Origin of the sequence: Cupriavidus sp. 30B13 (assembly GCF_049059565.2) — a bacterium.
GTDB lineage: Bacteria > Pseudomonadota > Gammaproteobacteria > Burkholderiales > Burkholderiaceae > Cupriavidus.
The window spans coordinates 458,809-478,963 of record NZ_CP188223.1 but is presented as its reverse complement, the minus strand read 5'-3'; the positions used below and the strand labels follow the sequence as shown (position 1 = coordinate 478,963).

At 71.6% G+C, this 20,155-nt stretch carries 14 protein-coding genes; 4 read left to right on the top strand and 10 right to left on the bottom strand.

All coding sequences use genetic code 11. The annotated features are described in order from the left end of the window. Nucleotides 1-41: 41 nt before the first annotated feature. Nucleotides 42-1,373 carry an aspartate aminotransferase family protein gene (locus tag ACKI2N_RS02220; RefSeq protein ID WP_420996175.1) on the bottom strand — a complete coding sequence of 444 codons (1,332 nt, stop codon included), beginning with the start codon at nucleotides 1,371-1,373 and terminating at the stop codon, nucleotides 42-44. A gap of 371 nt (nucleotides 1,374-1,744) precedes the next feature. Between ACKI2N_RS02220 and ACKI2N_RS02215 the strand changes: the two genes are divergently transcribed. After that, nucleotides 1,745-3,268: a PLP-dependent aminotransferase family protein gene (locus tag ACKI2N_RS02215; RefSeq protein ID WP_420996174.1), complete on the top strand. Its 1,524-nt coding sequence runs from the start codon at nucleotides 1,745-1,747 to the stop codon at nucleotides 3,266-3,268. A gap of 37 nt (nucleotides 3,269-3,305) precedes the next feature. Here ACKI2N_RS02215 and ACKI2N_RS02210 read toward each other — a convergent pair whose 3' ends face one another. The 6 genes from ACKI2N_RS02210 to ACKI2N_RS02185 all read right to left on the bottom strand — a co-directional run bounded on the left by ACKI2N_RS02210 (nucleotide 3,306) and on the right by ACKI2N_RS02185 (nucleotide 10,417). Beyond that, nucleotides 3,306-3,884: an acyloxyacyl hydrolase gene (locus ACKI2N_RS02210; RefSeq protein WP_420996173.1), complete on the bottom strand. Its 579-nt coding sequence runs from the start codon at nucleotides 3,882-3,884 to the stop codon at nucleotides 3,306-3,308. 369 nt (nucleotides 3,885-4,253) lie between these two features. Continuing rightward, nucleotides 4,254-5,969: a putative bifunctional diguanylate cyclase/phosphodiesterase gene (locus ACKI2N_RS02205; protein WP_420996172.1), complete on the bottom strand. Its 1,716-nt coding sequence runs from the start codon at nucleotides 5,967-5,969 to the stop codon at nucleotides 4,254-4,256. Nucleotides 5,970-6,302: 333 nt separating this feature from the next. Continuing rightward, the gene (locus tag ACKI2N_RS02200) at nucleotides 6,303-7,187 is read right to left on the bottom strand and encodes an alpha/beta fold hydrolase (protein ID WP_420996171.1); all 885 of its coding nucleotides are present in this window, start codon (nucleotides 7,185-7,187) and stop codon (nucleotides 6,303-6,305) included. Nucleotides 7,188-7,214: 27 nt separating this feature from the next. Further along, nucleotides 7,215-7,916, bottom strand: coding sequence for a 3-isopropylmalate dehydratase small subunit (leuD, locus tag ACKI2N_RS02195; protein WP_420996170.1), 702 nt, complete (start codon nucleotides 7,914-7,916; stop codon nucleotides 7,215-7,217). Beyond that, complete coding sequence (gene leuC, locus ACKI2N_RS02190; RefSeq protein ID WP_420996169.1) at nucleotides 7,909-9,327, bottom strand: 3-isopropylmalate dehydratase large subunit; 1,419 nt, start codon at nucleotides 9,325-9,327, stop codon at nucleotides 7,909-7,911. Before leuC ends, leuD begins: the two co-directional genes overlap by 8 nt. A 58-nt stretch (nucleotides 9,328-9,385) precedes the next feature. Further along, on the bottom strand, nucleotides 9,386-10,417 hold the full coding sequence (locus tag ACKI2N_RS02185) for a tripartite tricarboxylate transporter substrate binding protein (protein ID WP_420996168.1): 1,032 nt from the start codon (nucleotides 10,415-10,417) through the stop codon (nucleotides 9,386-9,388). A 145-nt stretch (nucleotides 10,418-10,562) separates the two neighbouring features. Between ACKI2N_RS02185 and ACKI2N_RS02180 the strand changes: the two genes are divergently transcribed. Beyond that, entirely contained in the window at nucleotides 10,563-11,483 is a 921-nt protein-coding gene (locus tag ACKI2N_RS02180; protein ID WP_420996167.1) for a LysR family transcriptional regulator, read from the top strand. A gap of 27 nt (nucleotides 11,484-11,510) precedes the next feature. Here the strand turns inward: ACKI2N_RS02180 and chrA are convergent, their stop codons facing one another. Further along, on the bottom strand, nucleotides 11,511-12,860 hold the full coding sequence (gene chrA / locus ACKI2N_RS02175; protein WP_420996166.1) for a chromate efflux transporter: 1,350 nt from the start codon (nucleotides 12,858-12,860) through the stop codon (nucleotides 11,511-11,513). A gap of 231 nt (nucleotides 12,861-13,091) precedes the next feature. Here chrA and dmeF point away from each other — a divergent pair, with 231 nt between their 5' ends. After that, a complete protein-coding gene (gene dmeF, locus ACKI2N_RS02170) occupies nucleotides 13,092-14,132 on the top strand; it encodes a CDF family Co(II)/Ni(II) efflux transporter DmeF (RefSeq protein WP_420996165.1) in 1,041 nt (346 codons plus the stop codon). A 19-nt stretch (nucleotides 14,133-14,151) separates the two neighbouring features. Here dmeF and ACKI2N_RS02165 read toward each other — a convergent pair whose 3' ends face one another. Together ACKI2N_RS02165 and ACKI2N_RS02160 are read right to left on the bottom strand one after the other, a co-directional pair. Continuing rightward, nucleotides 14,152-15,036, bottom strand: a complete 885-nt coding sequence (locus ACKI2N_RS02165; RefSeq protein ID WP_420996164.1) for a response regulator — start codon at nucleotides 15,034-15,036, stop codon at nucleotides 14,152-14,154. Next, nucleotides 15,020-18,388, bottom strand: a complete 3,369-nt coding sequence (locus ACKI2N_RS02160; protein ID WP_420996163.1) for an ATP-binding protein — start codon at nucleotides 18,386-18,388, stop codon at nucleotides 15,020-15,022. Before ACKI2N_RS02160 ends, ACKI2N_RS02165 begins: the two co-directional genes overlap by 17 nt. A gap of 296 nt (nucleotides 18,389-18,684) precedes the next feature. Between ACKI2N_RS02160 and urtA the strand changes: the two genes are divergently transcribed. After that, nucleotides 18,685-19,908 (top strand): urea ABC transporter substrate-binding protein, encoded by a 1,224-nt coding sequence (urtA, locus tag ACKI2N_RS02155; RefSeq protein ID WP_420996282.1) that lies wholly within the window; start codon nucleotides 18,685-18,687, stop codon nucleotides 19,906-19,908. Nucleotides 19,909-20,155 lie beyond the last annotated feature (247 nt).

Sequence of the window (20,155 nt, the reverse complement as noted above, 5' to 3'; positions counted from 1 at the left end):
TGTCTTGTCTCGACGGTGGCGATGGTCACTGCCTCACTGCGTCACTGCACTTCCTGCAGGACCTTCTTCACGATGTCGAACATGTGGCCGATCTGCTCTTCCGTGATGATCAGCGGCGGCGAGAAGGCCAGGATGTCGCCGGTGTAGCGCACCAGCACGCCGCGCTCCAGGCACTTGAGGAAGGCCTCGTAGCCGCGCGCGCCGGGCTGGCCCGCGCGCGGCTCCAGCTCGATGCCGGCCACCAGGCCGAGGTTGCGGATGTCCTTCACGTGCGGCGCGCCGCGCACCGAGTGCGCGGCGGCCTCGAACACGGGAGCCAGCGCGGCGGCGCGGCCGAACAGGTTCTCGTTCTTGTAGATGTCCAGCGTGGCGATGGCCGCGGCGGCCGCCAGCGGGTGGCCCGAGTAGGTGTAGCCGTGCAGGAACTCGATCGCGCCAGGCGCGGCGGAGTTGACCACGGTGTCGTGCACCTCGCGGCGCACCGCCACCGCGCCCATCGGCACGGCTGCGTTGTTGATGGCCTTGGCCATGGTGATCAGGTCCGGCGTGACCTTGAAGCGCTCGGCCGCGGTGGCCGCGCCCAGGCGGCCGAAGGCGGTGATGACTTCGTCGAAGATCAGCAGGATGCCATGCTTGCTGGTGATCTCGCGCAGCTTTTCCAGGTAGCCCACCGGCGGCACCAGCACGCCGGCCGAGCCGGCCAGCGGCTCGACGATCACGGCCGCCACGTTGGACGGATCGTGCAGCGCCAGGATGCGCTCGAGGTCTTCGGCCAGGTGCGCGCCCCATTGCGGCTGGCCCTTGGAGTAGGCCGCCTCGGCGATGTTGAGCGTGGCCGGCAGGTGGTCGGTGCCGGGCATCAGGTTGGCGGAGAACACCTTGCGGTTGCCGCCGATGCCGCCCACCGCCATGCCGCCGAAGCCCACGCCGTGGTAGCCGCGCTCGCGGCCGATGAAGCGGGTGCGCTGGCCTTCGCCGCGCGCGCGGTGGTAGGCCAGCGCGATCTTCAGCGCGGTGTCGACCGATTCCGAGCCCGAGTTGGTGAAGAAGATGCGGTCCAGGCCCGCGGGCATGATGCCGGCCAGCTTGGTGGCGGCCTCGAAGGTGAGCGGGTGGCTCATCTGGAACGGCGGCGCGTAGTCCAGCGTCTGCACCTGGCGGGTCACCGCCTCGGTGATCTCGGTGCGGCAGTGGCCGGCGGCCACGCACCACAGGCCGGCGCAGCCGTCGAGGACCTGGCGGCCGTCATGAGTGGTGTAGTACATGCCGCTGGCCGAGGCGAGCAGGCGCGGCGCCGCCTTGTACTGGCGGTTGGCGGTAAACGGCATCCACAGGGCGTCGAGATCGGGGATCACGGTCTTGGCGGCATCCATACGTCCTCCTCAGGGGGTTCGGGCTTGGGCGGCGGCGCTCGTGGCCGCGCCCGGGTTGTTCGGTAAGTTGTCCGGGGGCACTGCTGGTGAATGGGGCCACTGTAGCGGCCCGGCCTGCCTTGAAGAATATACGGTCGGCAAAACCTCGCCTGACCGTACAGGCAAGGCTGCAACAACCGTACAGATAGGGCAGCGTCGCCGGCACCCGCCGCGCCCTCCGCGGGCAATGCGATTGCGCATCGCGTCATGGAAAAGCCCGCCCGTGGCGGGGACTGCGTTGCGGTGCGGCATCGATGCGCCGTGAAACTGTGCTTTCCGTTTGCCGCGCGGCGCGCTTAAACTGTACAGGTCTATTTCATGGTGCGTGACGCATGCTCAACCTGGAACTCGTGCGCGGCCGCCGCGGCGGCGACACCCTGACCGAACAGATCGTGGCCGGCATCGCCAGCCTGGTCGACCGCCGCGTGCTGCGCGCCGGCGTGGCGCTGCCTTCGGTGCGGCGTTTCGCCCAGCAGCACGGCGTCAGCACGTTCACGGTGGCCGAGGCCTACGGCCGCCTGACCGCGCTGGGCTACCTGAGCGCGCGGGTGGGCTCGGGCTATACGGTGGCGCACCGCCACGCGCCGGCGGGCCAGGCGCCCGCGGCACGCTGGGAGGCGCCCGGGCTCAATGCGGCCTGGCTGCTGTCCGACGTGTTCGCCGATCACTCCGTGCCGATCAAGGCCGGCGCCGGCTGGCTGCCGGGCGACTGGCTCAACGAGGAAGGGCTGCACCAGGCCATGCGCGCGGCCGCGCGCGTGCCGGCCGCGCAGGTGTCGGGCTACGGCCACCCCTACGGCTTCGCCGCGCTGCGCGAGCATATTGCCGCCGGCCTGAGCCAGTACGGCATGCCGGTGCAGGCCCAGCAGGTGGTGCTCACGCAGGGCGCCACCCAGGCGCTGGACCTGGTGGTGCGCACGCTGCTGCGCCCCGGCGACACGGTGCTGGTGGAAGATCCCTGCTACTGCAACCTGCTGCAGATCCTGCGCCTGGCCGGCCTGCAGGTGGTCGGCGTGCGCCGCACCGCCGCCGGGCTGGACACCGACGCGCTGGACCATGCCATCCGCACCCATGCGCCGCGCGCGCTGTTCGTCAACACGGTGCTGCAGAACCCCACCGGCGGCACGCTCACCAGCATGAACGCGCACCGCGTGCTGCAGCTGGCCGAGCAATACCGGCTGCTGGTGGTGGAAGACGACATCTACCGCGAGCTGGCGCCGGCCGGCTCGCCCATGCTGGCGGCCATGGACGGGCTCTCGCACGTGATCTACGTGAACGGCTTCTCCAAGACCATCACGCCTTCGCTGCGGGTGGGCTACCTGGCGGCCAGCCCGGAGCTGGCCAAGGCGCTGGCGCGCACCAAGATGGCGGTGGGGCTGACTTCGTCGGAAGTGACCGAGCGGCTGGTGTATTCGGTGCTGGCCAGCGGCCACTACGGCCGCCATGTGGCGGCGCTGGCCGAGCGGCTGCGCGGGCAGCAGGACCGCATCACGGAGAAGATGGAAGCGCACGGGCTGGAAGTGCTGCTGCGCCCGGAAGGCGGGATGTTCGCCTGGGCGCGCGTGCGACCGGACGAGAACGGAAAAAGCGCCGGCGACGGTGACGAGGCCGCGCGGTCCGGCAACCGGCTGGCCACGCTGGCGCTGGAGCACGGCATCTGGCTCGCGCCCGGATCGTATTTCGTGCCGGACGAGGGCGATTCGCCGTGGATCCGCTTCAACGTGGCGACCAGCGACGCGCCGGCGCTGTGGCGCTTCTTCGATTCGCTGCGTGGCGAGCAGGGGCGCGCAGCGCCGGCGGAGAGCCCGGCGCGCGGCGCGCGCAATGCGCGCCCGGGGCTGGCGCGGCTGGCCTGAGCCGCCGGGCGCCGGGCGCCGGGCCCGGCGGATGGCCTTAGAAGCGGTAGCGCACGTAGCCCGTGTAGAAACCGCTGCCCGGGTTGGGCTGCTTGATGCCGGCGTTGGAGACGTGCTGGTAGCGGAAGCCGGCCTCGTACGCGGTCCGCGGGCCGAAGGCCACGCCCAGGCCGAGCATGTCCGAGAACTGGAACAGGCTGCCCGAACGGTGCTCTTCCGAGGTGTACTTGCTGCTCAGCATGCGCACGCCGACCGCGGCTTCGAGGAACGGCACCCACGCGCCGCCGCGCTTTTCCAGGCGCCAGACCGGCGTGAAGCCGAATTCGGTCAGGTTGTGGTGGTTGGTGCCGCTCAGGGTGTTCCACTCGGCGACTTCGGCTTCCCACTGCAGCTTGAACTGCCAGCCCTGCGGGTTGCCCCAGGCAAAGCCGGAGTCCCAGTTGACGCCGAGTTCGTACTTGTTGATGTTGTGGCCGGGGTCGCGGCCGACGGCGACATGGACAGCAGGGTCGGCATGCGCGGCTGCGCAGGCGCCGAGAGCGGCAATGGCGCCAAGCGCCTTGAATTGCGATGCGAACCGGCGGGCAAGGCCGGCCTTCTTCTTCTGATTGGTCATGTGCAAGGTGGGTGGTAAAACCGCGAGAATGGCAAGTCCTAGCGAAAACCTTGCCGCCTCTCTGCGGCAAGGCCGACCACCCGTACTCAGGACCAGAGGCGCTCCACCACCCAGCCCGCGGTCACGGCGATCGCAAGCCAGGTGCCGATGCATCCGGCAATAAAACGGTAAGTCATGGTCAAGTTCCGCAACAGGCGCCTGGACCAATCGGCTTGGACCCAGGCAAACGATCGCGGAATTATACATCCATTCATGAATGTATGTTGAGCCGGTCGACCACTCCGGCTAGGGCTTGTCGTACTGGTGGGCGATTATGCACCTCCGGGCCCCATCGTGCTCGGCATGCCTGCGGGTTGTTGCCGCGCTGCATCAGCCGCGCCCGGCGGCCCCGCCGCCGCGCATCACGGCGGCAAATTCCGCCGCCGGCAGCGGCCTGCCGAGCAGGAAGCCCTGCGCCGCATCGCAGCCTTCGTCGGCCAGCAGGCGTTGCTGGGCCTCGTTTTCCACGCCTTCGGCCAGGCTGCGCAGGCCCAGCGAGCGGGCCAGCGCGATCACCCCGCGCATCACCGCCAGCGCCTCGGGCGCGCGGCCCAGCGCGGCGACGAAGGATTTGTCGACCTTGAGCGTGTCGACCGGCAGGCGCGTCAGGTACGCCAGGCTGGAGTAGCCCGAGCCGAAATCGTCGAGCGAGGCGCTGATGCCGGCCCGCTTGAGCTCGCCCAGCGCCGCGGCGGCATTGTCCAGATCGGTCATCAGCGCGTTCTCGGTGACTTCCACGTCCAGCAGCGCGCACGGCACCCGGTGTTCGCTCGCCAGCCCGGCCAGCACCCCGGCCAGCCCCGGCATCACCAGCTGGCGCGCCGAGAGGTTGAGCGAGATCTTGGGCACCGGCAGGCCCGCGCGGCGCCAGCCGGCGATCTGGCCGCACACGGCGCGCATCACCCACATGCCGACCGCGGCTTCCAGCGGCGACTCCAGGATCACGTCGAGGAAGGCGCCCGGCAGCAGCAGCCCGTGCACCGGGTGCTGCCAGCGCAGCAGCGCCTCGGCGCCCACCAGGCGCGCATCCGGCAGGGACCATTGCGGCTGGAAATGCAGCACGAGCTGGTCGTCGGCCAGCGCGGCCAGCAGGTCGGCGCGCAATTGCAGGCGCTGGCGCATGCCGTGCGCGAGATCGCGGTGGAAGGTGCGGAACTGGAAGCGCCCCGCGCCCTTGGCGGCGTACATGGCGGCGTCGGCGTGGTTGAGCAGGGTGTCGGCGCTGCTGCCCGCCTGCGGCCACTGCGCGATGCCCACGCTGGCGCCCAGCAGCACCGCATGGCCCTCCACCTGGAACGGGTGCGAGACGCCGGCCAGGATGGAGCCGGCAAAGCGCTCGGCCTGGCCGGCGCGCGCGCGGCACAGGATGAAGACGAACTCGTCGCCGCCCACGCGCGCCACGAACACGTCGGGCGTGAGCAGCGCGCGGAAGCGCCCCGCCACTTCGCGCAGCAGGGTGTCGCCGGCGGCGTGGCCGAACGCGTCGTTCACTTCCTTGAAGCGGTCGAGGTCGACGAACAGCACGGCCACGCCGCCGGCGTGCGCATCGTCCGCGCCGTCCCCGGCCGCCGCGCCCGCTGCGGCCGCCTCGGCCTCCGCCACCGCATCCGCCAGCACCTGCGTGCAGCGCCGGCGGTTGGGCAGGCCGGTCAGGTAGTCGTGGCCGGCGTGGTACTCGAGCTGCGCGGACTGCTCGCGCTCGCTGCTGACGTCGCGCAGCAGGATGGTCAGCCCGCCCGCGTGCGGAAACACGCGGGCCTCCAGCCAGCTGGCCAGCGGCGCATGGAAGGCGGTACAGGCGCGGGGCTCGCCGCTGGCGGCGGCCTCGAGGCCGGCCTGGTAGCAGGGCGAGCCGTCCAGCTCGGGGCAGCAGTCGCGGAGGCCGCGGCCCAGCAGTTCGGCGCGGCTGCGCCTGAACAGGCGTTCGGCGGTCTCGTTGACGTAGGTGAAGCGCCAGTCGCGGTCGAGCGCGACGATGGCATCGGCGACGCAGTCGAGCAGCGGTGCCGCGGGCCCGGCCGCCGCATGCGCCGCCATGTCCGCCATCGCGGCCACGCCGGCAGGCGCGGCGGATGCGGCGGACGCGGCAGACGTTGAGGCAGATGGCGGGAGCGGCGCGCGCGGGGAAGTGTCGTCCATGGCGGAGAGGATGGCCTGTAAGTCGCCCGGCCCGGACCGGGACGACGCGGCAGATGCATGCATCGCCGCGCATTTTATCCTCGAACACCCGTTGCAGGGGCGGCCGCGCCGCCGCTTTGGCGCGCCATCGCGCCATCGGCCGGGGCCGGGCGGCGCGCGCGCGGTTCGTACCCCCCGCCTGCCCCACTTGCGTCGGCTCCGCGCCACAGTGGCGTGCGCCGCCGCGCGCCAGCGCGGGGTTCAGCCCGCCGCCAGCAGGAACGGCAGCGTTTCTTCCAGCAGCAGCTCCGGCGCTTCCTCGGCGATGTAATGGCCGCACGGCAGGCTCTTGCCCCGTACGTCGCGCGCCACCTTGCGCCATTCCCCGAGCGGCGCGAAGCAGCGGCCCACCGCGCCCTGCTCGCCCCACAGCGCGAGCATCGCGCATTCGACCTTGCGCCCGGCGGCGAGATCGGCGCGGTCGTGCCCGAGATCGATCGAGGCGCTGGCCCGGTAGTCCTCGCACAGGCCGTGCGCGGCGCCGGGCAAGCCGAGGCAACGCAGGTATTCGGCCATGGCCGCGTCCGTGAACGGCGCCAGGCCCGCGCTGCGCGCGCCCATGGTACTGCGCAGGTAGAGCGCGGGGTCGGCCTCGATCAGCGTCTCGGGGAACGGCGCCGGACGGATCAGGAAGAACCAGTGCCAGTAGGCCGTGGCGAACGCCAGGCCGGTCTGCTCGTACATGGCCAGCGTGGGCGCGACGTCCAGCGTCACCAGCCGGCGCACCGCGGCGGGATGGTCCAGCGCCATGCGGTGCGCCACGCGCGCGCCGCGGTCGTGCGCCATCACCAGGAAGCGCTCGAAGCCGAGCGCGCGCATCGCCGCCACCTGGTCCTGCGCCATGGCACGCTTGCTGTAGTTGGCGTGGTCCGGCAGGCCGGCCGGCTTGCCGCTGTCGCCGTAGCCGCGCAGGTCGGTGGCGACCACGGTGAAGTGGCGCGCCAGCGCGGCGGCGACCTTGTGCCAGATCACGTGCGTCTGCGGGTGGCCGTGCAGCAGCAGCAGGGCCGGGCCCTGCCCGCCCACCACGGCATGGATCTCGACGTCGCCGCAGGGCACGCGGCGCGGGGTGAAGCCTTCGAACACGATCGGTCCTCCTGGATGCGGCCGCGCCTAGGCGGCCAGCCGCGCCATCGTCCTGGCCGCGACGTCCTGCAGCCACGGCTGTGCATTGTGATGGCGCCGCGCGAATTCCGCTATCCGCGCCTGCTGCGCCAGCGTGGCGCCGATCATGTCCAGGCCCTGGCGGAACATCAGGCGGTGGCGCTCGGCCAGCGCGAAGCCGAAGCGCAGCGCGCCGGCGCTCACCGTCATGGCGGCCAGGTCGATCTCGATGCGCGCCGGCACGGGCGCCGACACCGCGGCCATCAGCGCATCCACCTCGGCCTGCGGCAGCATCGCCAGCAGCAGGCGGTTGTTGATGGCGTTGGAGTAGAAGATCTCGCCGAAGCTCGGCGCGATCACCGCGCGGATGCCGAACTGCTGCAGCCCCCACACCGCGTGCTCGCGGCTGGAGCCGCAGCCGAAGTTGGGCCCGGCCACCAGCACGCCGGCGCCCTGGTACCGCGGCTGGTTGAGCACGAAGTCCGCGCGCGGCGCGCCCTGCGCGTCGAAGCGCATGTCGTACAGCAGCCCGCGGTCCAGCCCGGCCTTGTCGATGATGCGCAGGAACTGCTTGGGCATGATCTGGTCGGTGTCGAGGTTGCCCACCGGCAGCGGCGCGCCGGTGGCGGCGATCAGGTCATGTCCGGCCTGGCTTTCGGCCTGGCTTTCGGTATGGCTCTCGGTGCGAATTTCGCTGCGGACGTCAGGCATCGGTTTGCTCCAGGCGGCGCACGTCGGTGATGCAGCCGGTCAGCGCCGCGGCGGCGGCCATGGCGGGACTCATCAGGTGGGTGCGCCCGGCGCGCCCCTGGCGTCCCTCGAAATTGCGGTTGGTGGTGGAGGCGCAGCGCTCGCCAGGCGCCAGCACGTCGTCGTTCATGGCCAGGCACATCGAGCAGCCGGGCTTGCGCCACTCGAAGCCGGCGTCGAGCAGCACCTGCGCGATGCCTTCGGCCTCGGCCTGGGCGCGCACCGCGCCCGAGCCCGGCACCACCATCGCGCGCACGCCCTCGGCCACGCGGCGGCCGCGCACGATGTCGGCCACCGCGCGCAGGTCCTCGATGCGGCCGTTGGTGCACGAGCCGATGAACACGCGCTGCACCGGCAGTCCCTCCAGCGTGGCGCCGGCCTCCAGGCCGATGTAGTCGAGCGCGCGCGCCGCGGCGCTGCGCGCCACCTCGTCGGCGGCGTCCGCGGGCAGCGGCACGCGCGCGTCGATGGCGATGGCCTGGTCGGGGCTGGTGCCCCAGCTCACGTAGGGCGCGACGTGGCCGGCGTCGAACGCGAGTTCGCTGTCGAAGCGCGCGCCGGCGTCGGAGTGCAGGCCGCGCCAGCAGGCCAGCGCGCGCTCGCGCAGCGCGCCGGCGATATCCGGCGCGCGCGCCAGCACGTAGTCGATGGTGCGCGCGTCGGGCGCGATCAGCGCGCCGCGCGCGCCGGCTTCCACCGTCATGTTGCACAGGGTCATGCGCGCCTCGACCGAGAGCGCGCCGATGGCGCTGCCGCAGAACTCCACCACGTAGCCGCGCGCGCCCTGCGCGCCGATGCGGCTGATGACGTGGAGGATCAGGTCCTTGGCGGTGGCGCCGCGCGGCAGCGTGCCGTCCACGCGGATGCGCATGTCCTTCGCCACGCGGTACACCAGCGTCTGCGTGGCCAGCACGTGCTCCACCTCGGAGGTGCCGATGCCGAAGCCGAGCGCGCCCAGCGCGCCGTAGGTGGTGGTATGGCTGTCGCCGCACAGCACCACCATGCCCGGGCGGATCATGCCGTGCTCGGGCGCGATCACGTGCTCGATGCCCTGCAGCGCGTCGTCGGTGTCGAACAGCGGGATGCCGTGCCGGTCGCAGTTGCGCTTGAGGTTGCGCGCCTGCAAGGCGGACGCCGGGTCCTGGATGCGGCGCGGGCTCTGCGCGTGGGTGGGGATGATGTGGTCCACCACCGCCACCTGCTGGCCCGGCGCGGGCACGGCGCGGCCATGTTCCGCCAGCCCGGCGAACGCCTGCGGGCTGGTGTATTCGTTCATCAGGTGCAGATCCGCGTAGAGCAGCACGTGGTCGGCGTCGAGCGCGGCCACGGTGTGCGAATCCACCAGCTTGCGGTAAAGGGTACGGCCTGGCATGGGACTGTGCGTGTGGTTGGGTGGCATGGCGGCCGCCGCTGGGGGCGGCCGGCGTGGCTTATTCCGGCGTGATGCCGGCCTGCTTGATCTGCGCGGCCCAGCGCCGGGTTTCCTTGTGCAGCATCGCGTCGGCCTGGGCCGGGCTCATGGTGAGCGGCTCGAAGCCTTCCTTGAGCAGGCGCGCCTTCATCTCCGGCGTGGACAGCGCCTGGTTCAGCGTGCGGTTGAGCGTGGCGACGACGTCCTTGGGCGTGCCGGCCGGCGCGCTGACGATGAACCAGGTCTCGAACGTGTAGTTGGGCAGGCCCGCCTCGGCGACGGTCGGCACGCCCGGCATCAGCGGCGAGCGCTTGGGCCCGGTCACCGCCAGCGCGCGCAGCTTGCCGGCCTGCACCTGCTGCTGCGCGGCCGACAGCACCGGGAAGCTGATCTGCACCTGGCCGGCGATGGTGTCGAGCATGGCCGGGCCGCCGCCCTTGTAGGGCACGTGCAGGATGTTGGCGCCGGACTCGGACTTGAACAGCTCCGCCGCCATGTGGAGGGTGCTGCCGGTGCCGGCCGAGCCGAAGCTCAGCTTGCCGGGCTCGCTCTTGGCCAGCGCGATCAGCTGCTTCACGTCCTTGGCCGGCAGGCTGTTGGTGACCACCAGCACATGCTGCGAGGTGCCCATGGTGCCGACCGACATCAGGTCGCGCTCGGTGTCGAACGGCAGCCGGGCGAACAGCGAAGGATTGACCGCCAGCGCCACGTTGTTGATGGCCAGCGTGTAGCCGTCGGGCCTGGCCTTGGCGGTCTGGTCCATGCCGATGTTGCCGGAGGCGCCGGCGCGGTTGTCCGCCACCACCGGCTGGCCGAGCTGGCGGCCCCAGGCTTCCGTGATCAGGCGCGCGGCGATGTCCACGCTGCCGCCGGGCGCGAACGGCACGATCAGGCGGATCGGCCGCGCCGGGAAGGTCTCGGCGGCGGCGCCGGCGGGCGCCAGCGCGGCGGATACCGCGGATACGGCGAGCGCGCCAAGCGCGGCGGCGGGCGCGCGGCGCACGCGGCGCGCCAGGGTGGTCAACGCGCGGGTCACGGTGGAACGGGTCATGGTGGGTCTCCTTGGTCCGGCGGCTTGGAAACGGGAACGCTTCCGCCGCGCTGTTTTATGGAGATGCCAGTGTAACCATTGAACACGCCGCTATAATTTCATCCACAGACTTTCATTCAGTCTTTCAATTCACCAATTCCCGCGTTTGGACACCTTCTCCGACCTCGCCTTCTTCGTCACCCTGGTCAAGCGCGGCAGCCTGGCCGGCGCGGCGCAGCAGTTCGGCATCACGCCGTCGGCCGCCAGCAAGCGGCTGGCCGCGCTGGAGGCGCGCCTGGGCGTGCGCCTGCTCAACCGCACCACGCGTCGCCTGAGCGTGACGCAGGAGGGCGAGGCCTACCTGGCGCAGGGTGCGCGCATCCTGGCCGAGCTGGAGGAACTGGAGCAGGGCCTGGGCGGCAGCCGCGTGGCGCCGCGCGGGCTGCTGCGGGTCAACGCCACGCTGGGCTTCGGGCGGCGCCACGTGGCGCCCGCGGTGGGCGCCTTCCTGCTGGCCTGCCCCGAGGTGGAGGTGCAGCTCGAGCTCACCGACCGGCCGCTCAACCTGGCCGAGGCCGGCTTCGACGTGGGCATCCGCGTGGGCGACCTGCCCGACGCGCGCCTGACCGCGCGCCCCCTCGCCCACAACCGCCGCCTGCTGTGCGCCGCGCCGCGCTACCTGGCCGGCCACGGCGAGCCCGCCTCGCCGCGCGAGCTGCAGCGGCACCGCTGCATCGTGATCCGCGAGAGCGACGCCACCTACGGCACCTGGCACCTGCGCTCGGCCAGCCGCCAGGAAACCGTGAAGGTGCGCGGCGCGGCCAGCACCAACGACGGCGAGGTCGCGCTCGGCTGGGCCCTTCAGGGCCACGGCATCCTGATGCGCTCGGAATGGGAGGTGGCGCCGCTGCTGCGCTCGGGCCGGCTGCGGCAGGTGCTGCCGGAGTGGTCGACGCCACCGGCGGACGTGTCGGCCGTGTTCCTCACGCGCGACCACCTCACCGCCAAGGTGCGCGCCTTCGTCGACTATCTCGCCCGGCACTTCGCCGCGCACCGCGAGCCGGGCGCGCCCTACAGCGGCTGGTAGCGGACTCCCGGCGCCGGGCGCCGGGCTTCAGCGCAGCAGCGCGACGGCCATGCCGGCCAGCCCGCAGCCCAGGATCACCGGGATCACCCCGGCCCTGAAGCGGAACAGCGCCACCGCCGCGGCCAGCCCGATCAGCGCCGAAGGCCAGTCGAAGCGGCCGTGCAGCCCGGCCGGCCACAGCACGTGATAGGCGAAGAACACCGCCAGGTTGACGATCACGCCGACCACCGCCGCCGTGATGGCGGTCAGCGGCGCGGTGAACCTGAGGTTGCCGTGCGTGCTTTCCACGAACGGGCCGCCCAGCAGGATGAACAGGAAGGACGGCAGGAAGGTGAAGAAGGTCACCACCGCGGCCGCCGCCACCGCCGAGGCCACCTGCGCGCCGGCGCCGAACACGGCATGGGTCCAGCCGCCCACGAAGCCGACGAAGGCCACCACCATGATGAGCGGCCCGGGCGTGGTCTCGCCCAGCGCCAGGCCGTCGATCATCTGCGGCGCGCTCAGCCAGTGGAAATGCGCCACCGCGCCCTGGTACACATACGGCAGCACCGCGTAGGCGCCGCCGAAGGTCATCAGCGCGGCCTTGGTGAAAAACCAGCCCATCTGCGTGAGCGTGCCCTGCCAGCCGTAGCGCCAGGCCAGCGCGCCCAGCGCCAGCGCCCAGATGGCCAGGAAGGCCGCCAGCACGCGCGCGAAGCGCGGCCACGAGAAAAACGCATGCGCCGGCGTGGGCGTGTGGTCGTCGATCAGCGCCGGGCCATGGCCCGCGTTGCCGGCGCCGTGCCCGCCGCCGCCGGCGAAGCGCCCCGGCGCGATGCGCCCGCCCACGTGGCCGGCCAGCGCCGCCGCCACCACGATGGCCGGGAACGGCAGGCCAAGCCCGAAGATGGCGACGAACGACGCCGCCGCGATGGCCCACAGCCAGCCGTTCCTGAGCGCGCGCGAGCCGATGCGCCACGCCGCCGACACCACGATGGCCGTCACCGCCGGCTTGATGCCGTACAGCACGCCGGCCACCGCCGGCACCTCGCCGAAGCGCAGGTAGATCCACGACAGCAGCATCAGGATCAGCAGCGACGGCAGCACGAACAGCCCGCCCGCGATCACCCCGCCCCAGGTGCGGTGCATCAGCCAGCCGATGTAGGTGGCGAGCTGCTGCGCCTCCGGCCCGGGCAGCACCATGCAGTAGTTGAGCGCGTGCAGGAAGCGGCCCTCGGAAATCCAGCGGCGCCGCTCGACCAGGTCCTCGTGCATGATGGCGATCTGCCCCGCCGGCCCGCCGAAGCTGATGAAGCCCAGCTTGAGCCAGTACCAGAACGCCTGGCGCAAGGAGATCGGCGCCGGGACGGGCGCGGCGGCAAGGGTGGAGGCGTGCATCGTGTGCGGGGAGCTCTGGTCCGGTAGGGGGTGCCGCGGCGTCCCGCGCCTTGCCGGCGGGGAAGCGGCGCGCCAACGATAGCAGACACTTATAACAGGCACTTATAGCAGGCCCATGTGACAGCCCGCCCGCCGCGCTATCCACACCCCCGGCAGGGATGAAGCGCACCGCCGGCGCGGCTGCCGTTAAGCTTGCGCCAGTTCGCCCCGAATCCGCCACACAGGACCGCCATGCACACCCAGGACCTCTCCCGCTGGACCCACAGCCACGTATTCGACACCGGCAACCGCGCCGCCGAGCGCGGCACCCGCCTGGTGATGCTGATCACCGCCGCCACCATGGTGGCCGAGATCGCCGCCGGCCTGTGGTTCAACTCGATGGCGCTGCTGGCCGACGGCTGGCACATGAGCTCGCACGCGCTGGCCATCGGTCTGACCGCCTTCGCCTACGCCGCGGCGCGCCGCTACGCCGGCGACCGCCGCTTCGCCTTCGGCGCGTGGAAGATCGAAGTGCTGGCCGGTTTCGCCAGCGCCGTCGTCCTGCTCGGCGTGGCCGCGCTGATGGCGTACGGCTCGGTCGAGCGGCTGTTCAGCCCGCAGGCCATCCACTACCGCGAAGCGCTGGCGGTGACCATCGGCGGCCTGCTGGTCAACCTGGCGTGCGCGCTGATCCTGGGCGGCGCGCACCATGGCCATGCTCATGGCCACGATCACGATCGCGATCACGGGCATGCGCACGGCCATGACCACGGGCACGATCACCGCCACGGCGGCCACGGCGGCCACGGCGGCCACGGCGGCCACGACCTCAACCTGCGCTCCGCCTACCTGCACGTGCTGGCCGATGCCGCCACCTCGGTGCTGGCGGTGCTGGCGCTGGCCGGCGGCTGGTGGCTCGGCCTGGGCTGGCTCGACCCGGCGATGGGCCTGGCCGGCGCGGCGCTGGTCGGCCACTGGGCGCTGGGCCTGCTGCGGCAGACCGGCACCGTGCTGCTGGACCGCGAGATGGACCACCCGGTGGTGGACGAGGTGCGCGAGGTGCTGGCCGGCTTCGACGACGGCCCCGAAGGCACGCGCGTGGCCGACCTGCACGTGTGGCGCGTGGGCAAGCAGAAGTTCGCCGTGATCGCCAGCCTGGTGACGCATGACGAGGCGCTGACGCCGGCGCGCGTCAGGCAGGCGCTGTCCGTGCATGAAGAACTCGCGCACGTGACGGTGGAGATCCACCGCTGTCCCCACGACGGCGCCGCGCCGGCGCCGCGGCCGGCCTGAGCACGCGGGGCGCGGCGGGCTAGGCCGGCAAGCCCCGCTGCGCGGCGGCCACCGCCGCCGTGCGCGTCTCCACGCCGAGCTTCTCGTAGATATGCTCGAGATGCTTGTTGACCGTGCGCGGGCTCATGCCGAGGATCTCGGCCACGTCGCGGTTGGTCTTGCCGCGCGCCACCCACACCATCACCTCCGCCTCGCGCGGCGTCAGCTCGGTCGCCGTGCAGGCTTCGGAGGTGGCATGCGGCGACAGTTCGACCACGGTCACGCCCGCCGTCACGCCGGTGAGCCGGCGCAGTTGCAGCGCGCCGCAACACGCATCCTGCGGCCCGGCCTCCTCGCGCAGCGATTGCAGCGCCGCGGCCAGCGGCGCGGGCAGGGCCTGGCCCGGCGGCACCGCGGCCAGGCCCTGCGCCTGCAGCAGCGCCGCCGCGCTGGCGTTCATCCACATCAGCTGGCCGCCCGCGCCGGCCGCCAGCATCGGCACCGCGCTGCCCAGCACGGCCGCGCGCGCGCTGCGCGCCAGGCGCGCCTTGGCGGCGTGCGAGCGCACCCGCGCCACCACCTCGGCGATCGCCACCGGCTTGGTCACGTAGTCGCAGCCGCCGACTTCGAAGCCGCGCACGATGTGGCCGGTCTCGCCCAGGCCCGTCATGAAGATCACCGGCAGGTCGGCATGGCGGTCGACCAGCGCGGCGCAGGTGGCGAAGCCGTCCATGCCTGGCATGTCCACGTCGAGCAGCACCGCGTCGGGCTCGAAGAACGCCAGCGCGGCGAGCGCGGCGTCGCCGCTGTGGGCGGCATGCACGGCCATGGCTTCGCCGCCGAGCGCCCGCGCGATGAAGCCGCGCGCGTCGGCGTTGTCGTCCACCACCAGCACGCGGGTCTGCAGGTCAGGAGCGGGAATCATGGAGCGCCTCGCCTAGGGAATGGTTGAATGCATCGGCATTGCTGCGCGCCAGCGCCAGCATGCGGGCGGCCCACGGCGCGCTGTCGTCGGCGCCTTCGGCCAGCTCGGCCAGTTGCGCCTCGAGCGCGCGCTGGCGCCCGGTGGCGCCGAGCAGCAGCAGCTCGCGCAGCAGGTCCGCGGGCGGCGCCCGGTGCGCCGAATGCGCCGGGCGCGCGCCGGCGTCCTGCTCGGCCGCGCCGGCCAGCGCGCGCCGCACCACCTCGATCAGTTCCGCCTCGCGCACCGGCTTGCTGACGAAGGCGAAATAGCCGTGCGTGGCGCGCGCCTCCTCGGTGTTCTCGTGCGCGTTGGCGGACACGATCACCACCAGCGGCGGCCGCGGCAGCGCGCGCAGCATGCGGCACAGGTCCCAGCCCGAGGCGTCCGGCAGGTTGAGGTCGAGCAGCACCAGTTGCGGCTGCCAGCGCTGCACCGCGGGCAGCACCGCGGCGCCCTCGCCCGCCTCGCGCACGGCCAGGCCGAGCGGCGCCAGGAAGCCGAGCAGCACGGCGCGGTGCGCCGCGCGGTCGTCCACCACCAGCACGCGCGCGTTGGCCGGCAGCGGGCTGTCCGGCGCGGCGGCGCGGCGCGCCAGCGGCGCCGTCACCGCCGGCAGGTACAGCCGCACGGTGAACTCGCTGCCGGCGCCGGGCGCGCTGCGCACGCGGATCTCGCCGCCCATCAGGTCCGCCAGCAACCGCACGATGGCCAGCCCCAGGCCGATGCCCTCGCGGTCGTCGTGGCCGCCGGCGCGCTCGAACGGATCGAAGATGCGCGCCTGGTCGGCGGCGTCGATGCCCGGGCCGGTGTCGCTCACCGCGATGGTGGCCAGCTCGCGCTGGTGCCGCACCGACAGCGTGACGGCGCCCTGCTCGGTGAACTTGATGGCGTTGCTGACCAGGTTGATGACGATCTGGCGCAGCCGCTTGGGGTCGCCGTGCACGTGCGTGGGCAGCGTGCCCTCCACGCGGTAGTGGAACGCCAGCCCGCGCGCCGCGGCCAGCGGGCGGAACATGCGCACCAGTTCGTCGAACAGGCCTTCCAGCGCCACCGCTTCCTGCGCCAGGCGCAGCTTGCCGGCCTCGATGCGCGACAGCTCCAGCAGCCCGTCCACCAGGCTGGAGAGATGCTCGCCGGCGCGCCCGATGGTGCGCACGTCTTCGCGCAGTGCGCCCGGCAGCCGGGGCGCGCGCAGCAGCAGCTGCGAGTAGCCGAGGATGGAATTCAGGCCGGCGCGCATCTCGTGGCTCATGCCGGTGATGAAGCGGCTCTTGGCCAGGTTGGCCTTCTCGGCGGCTTCCTTGGCGCCCTGCAGCAGCGCGTCGGTGTGGCGGTGCGCGTCGATTTCCTTCTGCAGCAGCATGTTCTGCCGCTCCGACTCTTCCTGCGCCACCGCGCGGCTTTCGTTGGCCAGCACCAGCCACCATGCCGCCACCGCGGCGAACAGCAGCAGCCCGGCGAAGATCTTGACGAACAGGCCGGTGCGCGGCTGCATCGCCGCGTACAGCGAGCCGGACAGCTGCTCCTGCGTGTAGAGCAGCCACAGCAGCGTGCCGAACGCGAACACCATGCCCGCCAGCACCAGGCAGAACTGGCCGATGCGGCGCGCCATCACCGGCGGCGTGCCGGCCGGCAGCACGCGCGCCAGCGCCGTGGCGATCTGTTCCTGCGCGCTGGCGCCGGGCTTGCAGCGGTCGCCGCAGCGCGCGTCGAGCGTGCAGCACAGCGAGCAGATCGGGCCGCGGTAGGCCGGGCACGCGGCCACGTCCTCCACCTCGAACGGGTTGCGGCAGATCGTGCAGCGCACGCGCTTGTGGCGCGGGCCGAAGTCCACCGGCACGCGCGCGATGTAGTAGCGGCTGTGGGTGGCGAAGGCGATCAGCGGCGGGAACGCGATGGCCAGCGCCAGCCCCACGCCGATCGAAGCGGGCCGCAGCGTCTCGCCGAACGCGCCCAGGTGCACCAGCATCGACAGCGCCGACGCCAGCATCATGGCGCCGAAGCCGGCCGGGTTGATGTCGAACAGGTAGGCGCGGCGGAACTCGATGGTGCGCGGCGACAGCCCCAGCGGCTTGCTGATGACGAGGTCGCCGACGATGGCGCCGACCCACGCCACCGCCAGGTGGGCATAAAGCGCCAGCACCTGCTCGAGCGCCTCGAACACGCCCATGGCCATCAGCATCACCGCGATCAGCACGTTGAAGCCCAGCCACACCACGCGCCCCGGATGGCTGTGGGTGAGCCGCGCGAACACGTTGGACCACGCCAGCGAGCCGGCGTAGGCATTGGTGATGTTGATCTTGGTCTGCGACAGCAGCACGAACAGCCCGGTCAGCGCCACCGCCAGCCACGCCGGGCCGGCGCCGCCGAGCGCGCGCGCGAAGCCGGCCAGGTACATCTGCGTGGGCTCCAGCGCATGCGAGATCGGCACCTCGGCCTGCAGCGCGACGAAGGCCAGGAAGGCGCCGCCCGCCATCTTGGCCGCGCCCAGCAGGATCCAGCCCGGGCCGGCGGCGATCAGCGCGCTCCACCAGCGCAGCCGGTTGCGCCGCGTCAGCTCCGGCATGAAGCGCAGGAAGTCCACCTGCTCGCCGATCTGCGCGATCAGCGCGGCGGTCACGGTGGCGGCGGCGCCGAACGCGTGCCACGAGAAACCGTCGCCCTCGGCCAGGCGCCCGTTGAAGGAGAGGAAGTCGGCGTACAGGCCGGGCTCGCGCCAGGCGATCGCCGCGTAGGGCAGCGCCAGCAGCACCAGCCACAGCGGCTGCGTCCACAACTGGAAGCGCGAGATCAGCGTCACGCCGTGCGTGACCAGCGGGATCACCACCAGCGCCGAGAGCAGGTAGCCGAACGAGCGCGGCAGCCCGAACAGCAGCTCGAAGGCCTGCGCCATGATGGCCGCCTCGAGCGCGAAGAAGATGAAGGTGAAGCTGGCGTAGATCAGCGAGGTGACGGTGGAGCCCAGGTAGCCGAAGCCGGCGCCGCGCGCCAGCAGGTCCATGTCCAGTCCGTGGCGGGCGGCGTAGTAGGAGATCGGCAGGCCGGTCAGGAAGATCGCCAGGCTGACCACGCCGATGGCCCACATGGCGTTGGTGAAGCCGTAGCTGAGCGTGATGGCCGCGCCGATGGCCTCCAGCGCCAGGAAGGCCACTGCACCAAAAGCGGTATTGGCCACGCGGAAGGCGCTCCACTTGCGGAACGTCCTTGGTGCAAAACGCAGCGCGTAGTCCTCCAGGGTCTCGTCGGCAACCCAGCGGTTGTAGTCGCGCCGGATCTTGCTGATGCGCTGCACGGGCTGGCTGGCGGTGGGCATGGGGTGGATGACTCCGGACGGTGCGGGCTTGGGCCGGGCGTGGGCCGCGTTGCGCTGATGCAAGAGCTGTGCCGTGCCGGCGGCCCGCCGGGCATGCGCATGCGCGTACGTCGAATGACGTATGGAAGCGCGCGTTGCGCTGCACCATGATCCAGCCGCAGGGTCAATCACCGCCTTCCATCGCCATCCAACCACGCCTCCAAGGAGCGTCGATCATGCGTGACAAAGCAAAGAACGGGTCCCTCCCACCGCAGCAAACCGAAGACGGCGGCACCATCTCGCCGCAGCGCCGGCGCATGATGCAGGGCCTGGCCTCGCTGCCGGCGCTGTCGCTGGCGGGCCTGTCCGGCCTGAGCATGCAGGCGCGCGCCGCGGTGCCGACCTCGGTCGCCAACACCACCAGGCTGGCCGTCACCGATACCGAGGTCACGGTCGGCCAGCTGCATTCCGCCACCGGCACCATGGCCATCTCCGAGACCGGCTCGATCCAGGCCGAGCAGCTCGCCATCGACCAGATCAACGCCGCCGGCGGCATCCTCGGGCGCAAGATCAAGGTCATCAAGGAAGACGGCGCCTCCGACTGGCCCACCTTCGCCGAGAAGTCCAAGAAGCTGCTGGTCAACGACCGCGTGGCGGCCGTGTTCGGCTGCTGGACCTCGGCCTCGCGCAAGGCCGTGCTGCCGATCTTCGAAAAGGAAAACGGCCTGCTCTACTACCCGACCTTCTACGAAGGCCTGGAGCAATCCAAGAACGTCATCTACACCGGCCAGGAAGCCACCCAGCAGATCATCTGGGGCCTGGACTGGGCCGCCAAGCAGAAAGGCGCCAAGAGCTTCTTCCTGATCGGCTCGGACTACATCTGGCCACGCACCTCGAACAAGATCGCGCGCAAGCACATCGAGAACTTCCTCAAGCTCAAGGTGGTGGGCGAGGAGTACTACCCGCTGGGCCACACCAACTTCAACTCGCTGATCAACAAGATCAAGGTCGCCAAGCCGGACTGCATCTACGCCATCGTGGTGGGCGGCTCCAATGTGGCCTTCTACAAGCAGCTCAAGGCGGCCGGCATCACCGCCGACAAGCAGTTCCTGCTGACCATCTCGGTGACCGAGGACGAAGTGCTGGGCATCGGCGGCGAGAACATCGCCGGTTTCTACGCCGCCATGAAGTACTTCCAGTCGCTCGACAACGCCAACAACAAGTCCTTCGTCGAGGCGTTCAAGACCAAGTACGGCGCCAAGTCGGTGATCGGCGACGTGACCCAGGCCGCCTACCTCGGCCCGTGGCTGTGGAAGGCCGCGGTGGAGAAGGCCGGCAGCTTCGACATCGACAAGGTGGTGGCGTCCTCGCCCGGCATCGAGCTGAAGACCGCGCCGGAAGGCTTCGTCAAGGTCGACCCCAACCACCACCTGTGGAGCAAGACGCGCGTGGGCCTGGCGCAGCTCGACGGGCAGTTCAAGGTGGTGGCCGAGTCGCCGCAGCTGATCCCGCCGAATCCGTTCCCGAAGGGGTATCAGTAAAGCCTGGTTTGCTCCCCTCTCCCGCCTGCGGGAGAGGGGCCGGGGGAGAGGGCGGGGGCTTGCGGATGCTGCCGGGCTGGAAAAAACCGTTGGCCCCGCCTGAGGTGGCTCCTAGTCAAACCGCCCCTCTCCCCGGCCCTCTCCCCGTGAGGGGAGAGGGAGAACACCTTGCTTGGGCCAGCTCTGGCGGTGTGGGCCCATTCGCCGGCTTCGTCAATCGCCCGAGGGGTTTCTCCCCTCTCCCGCG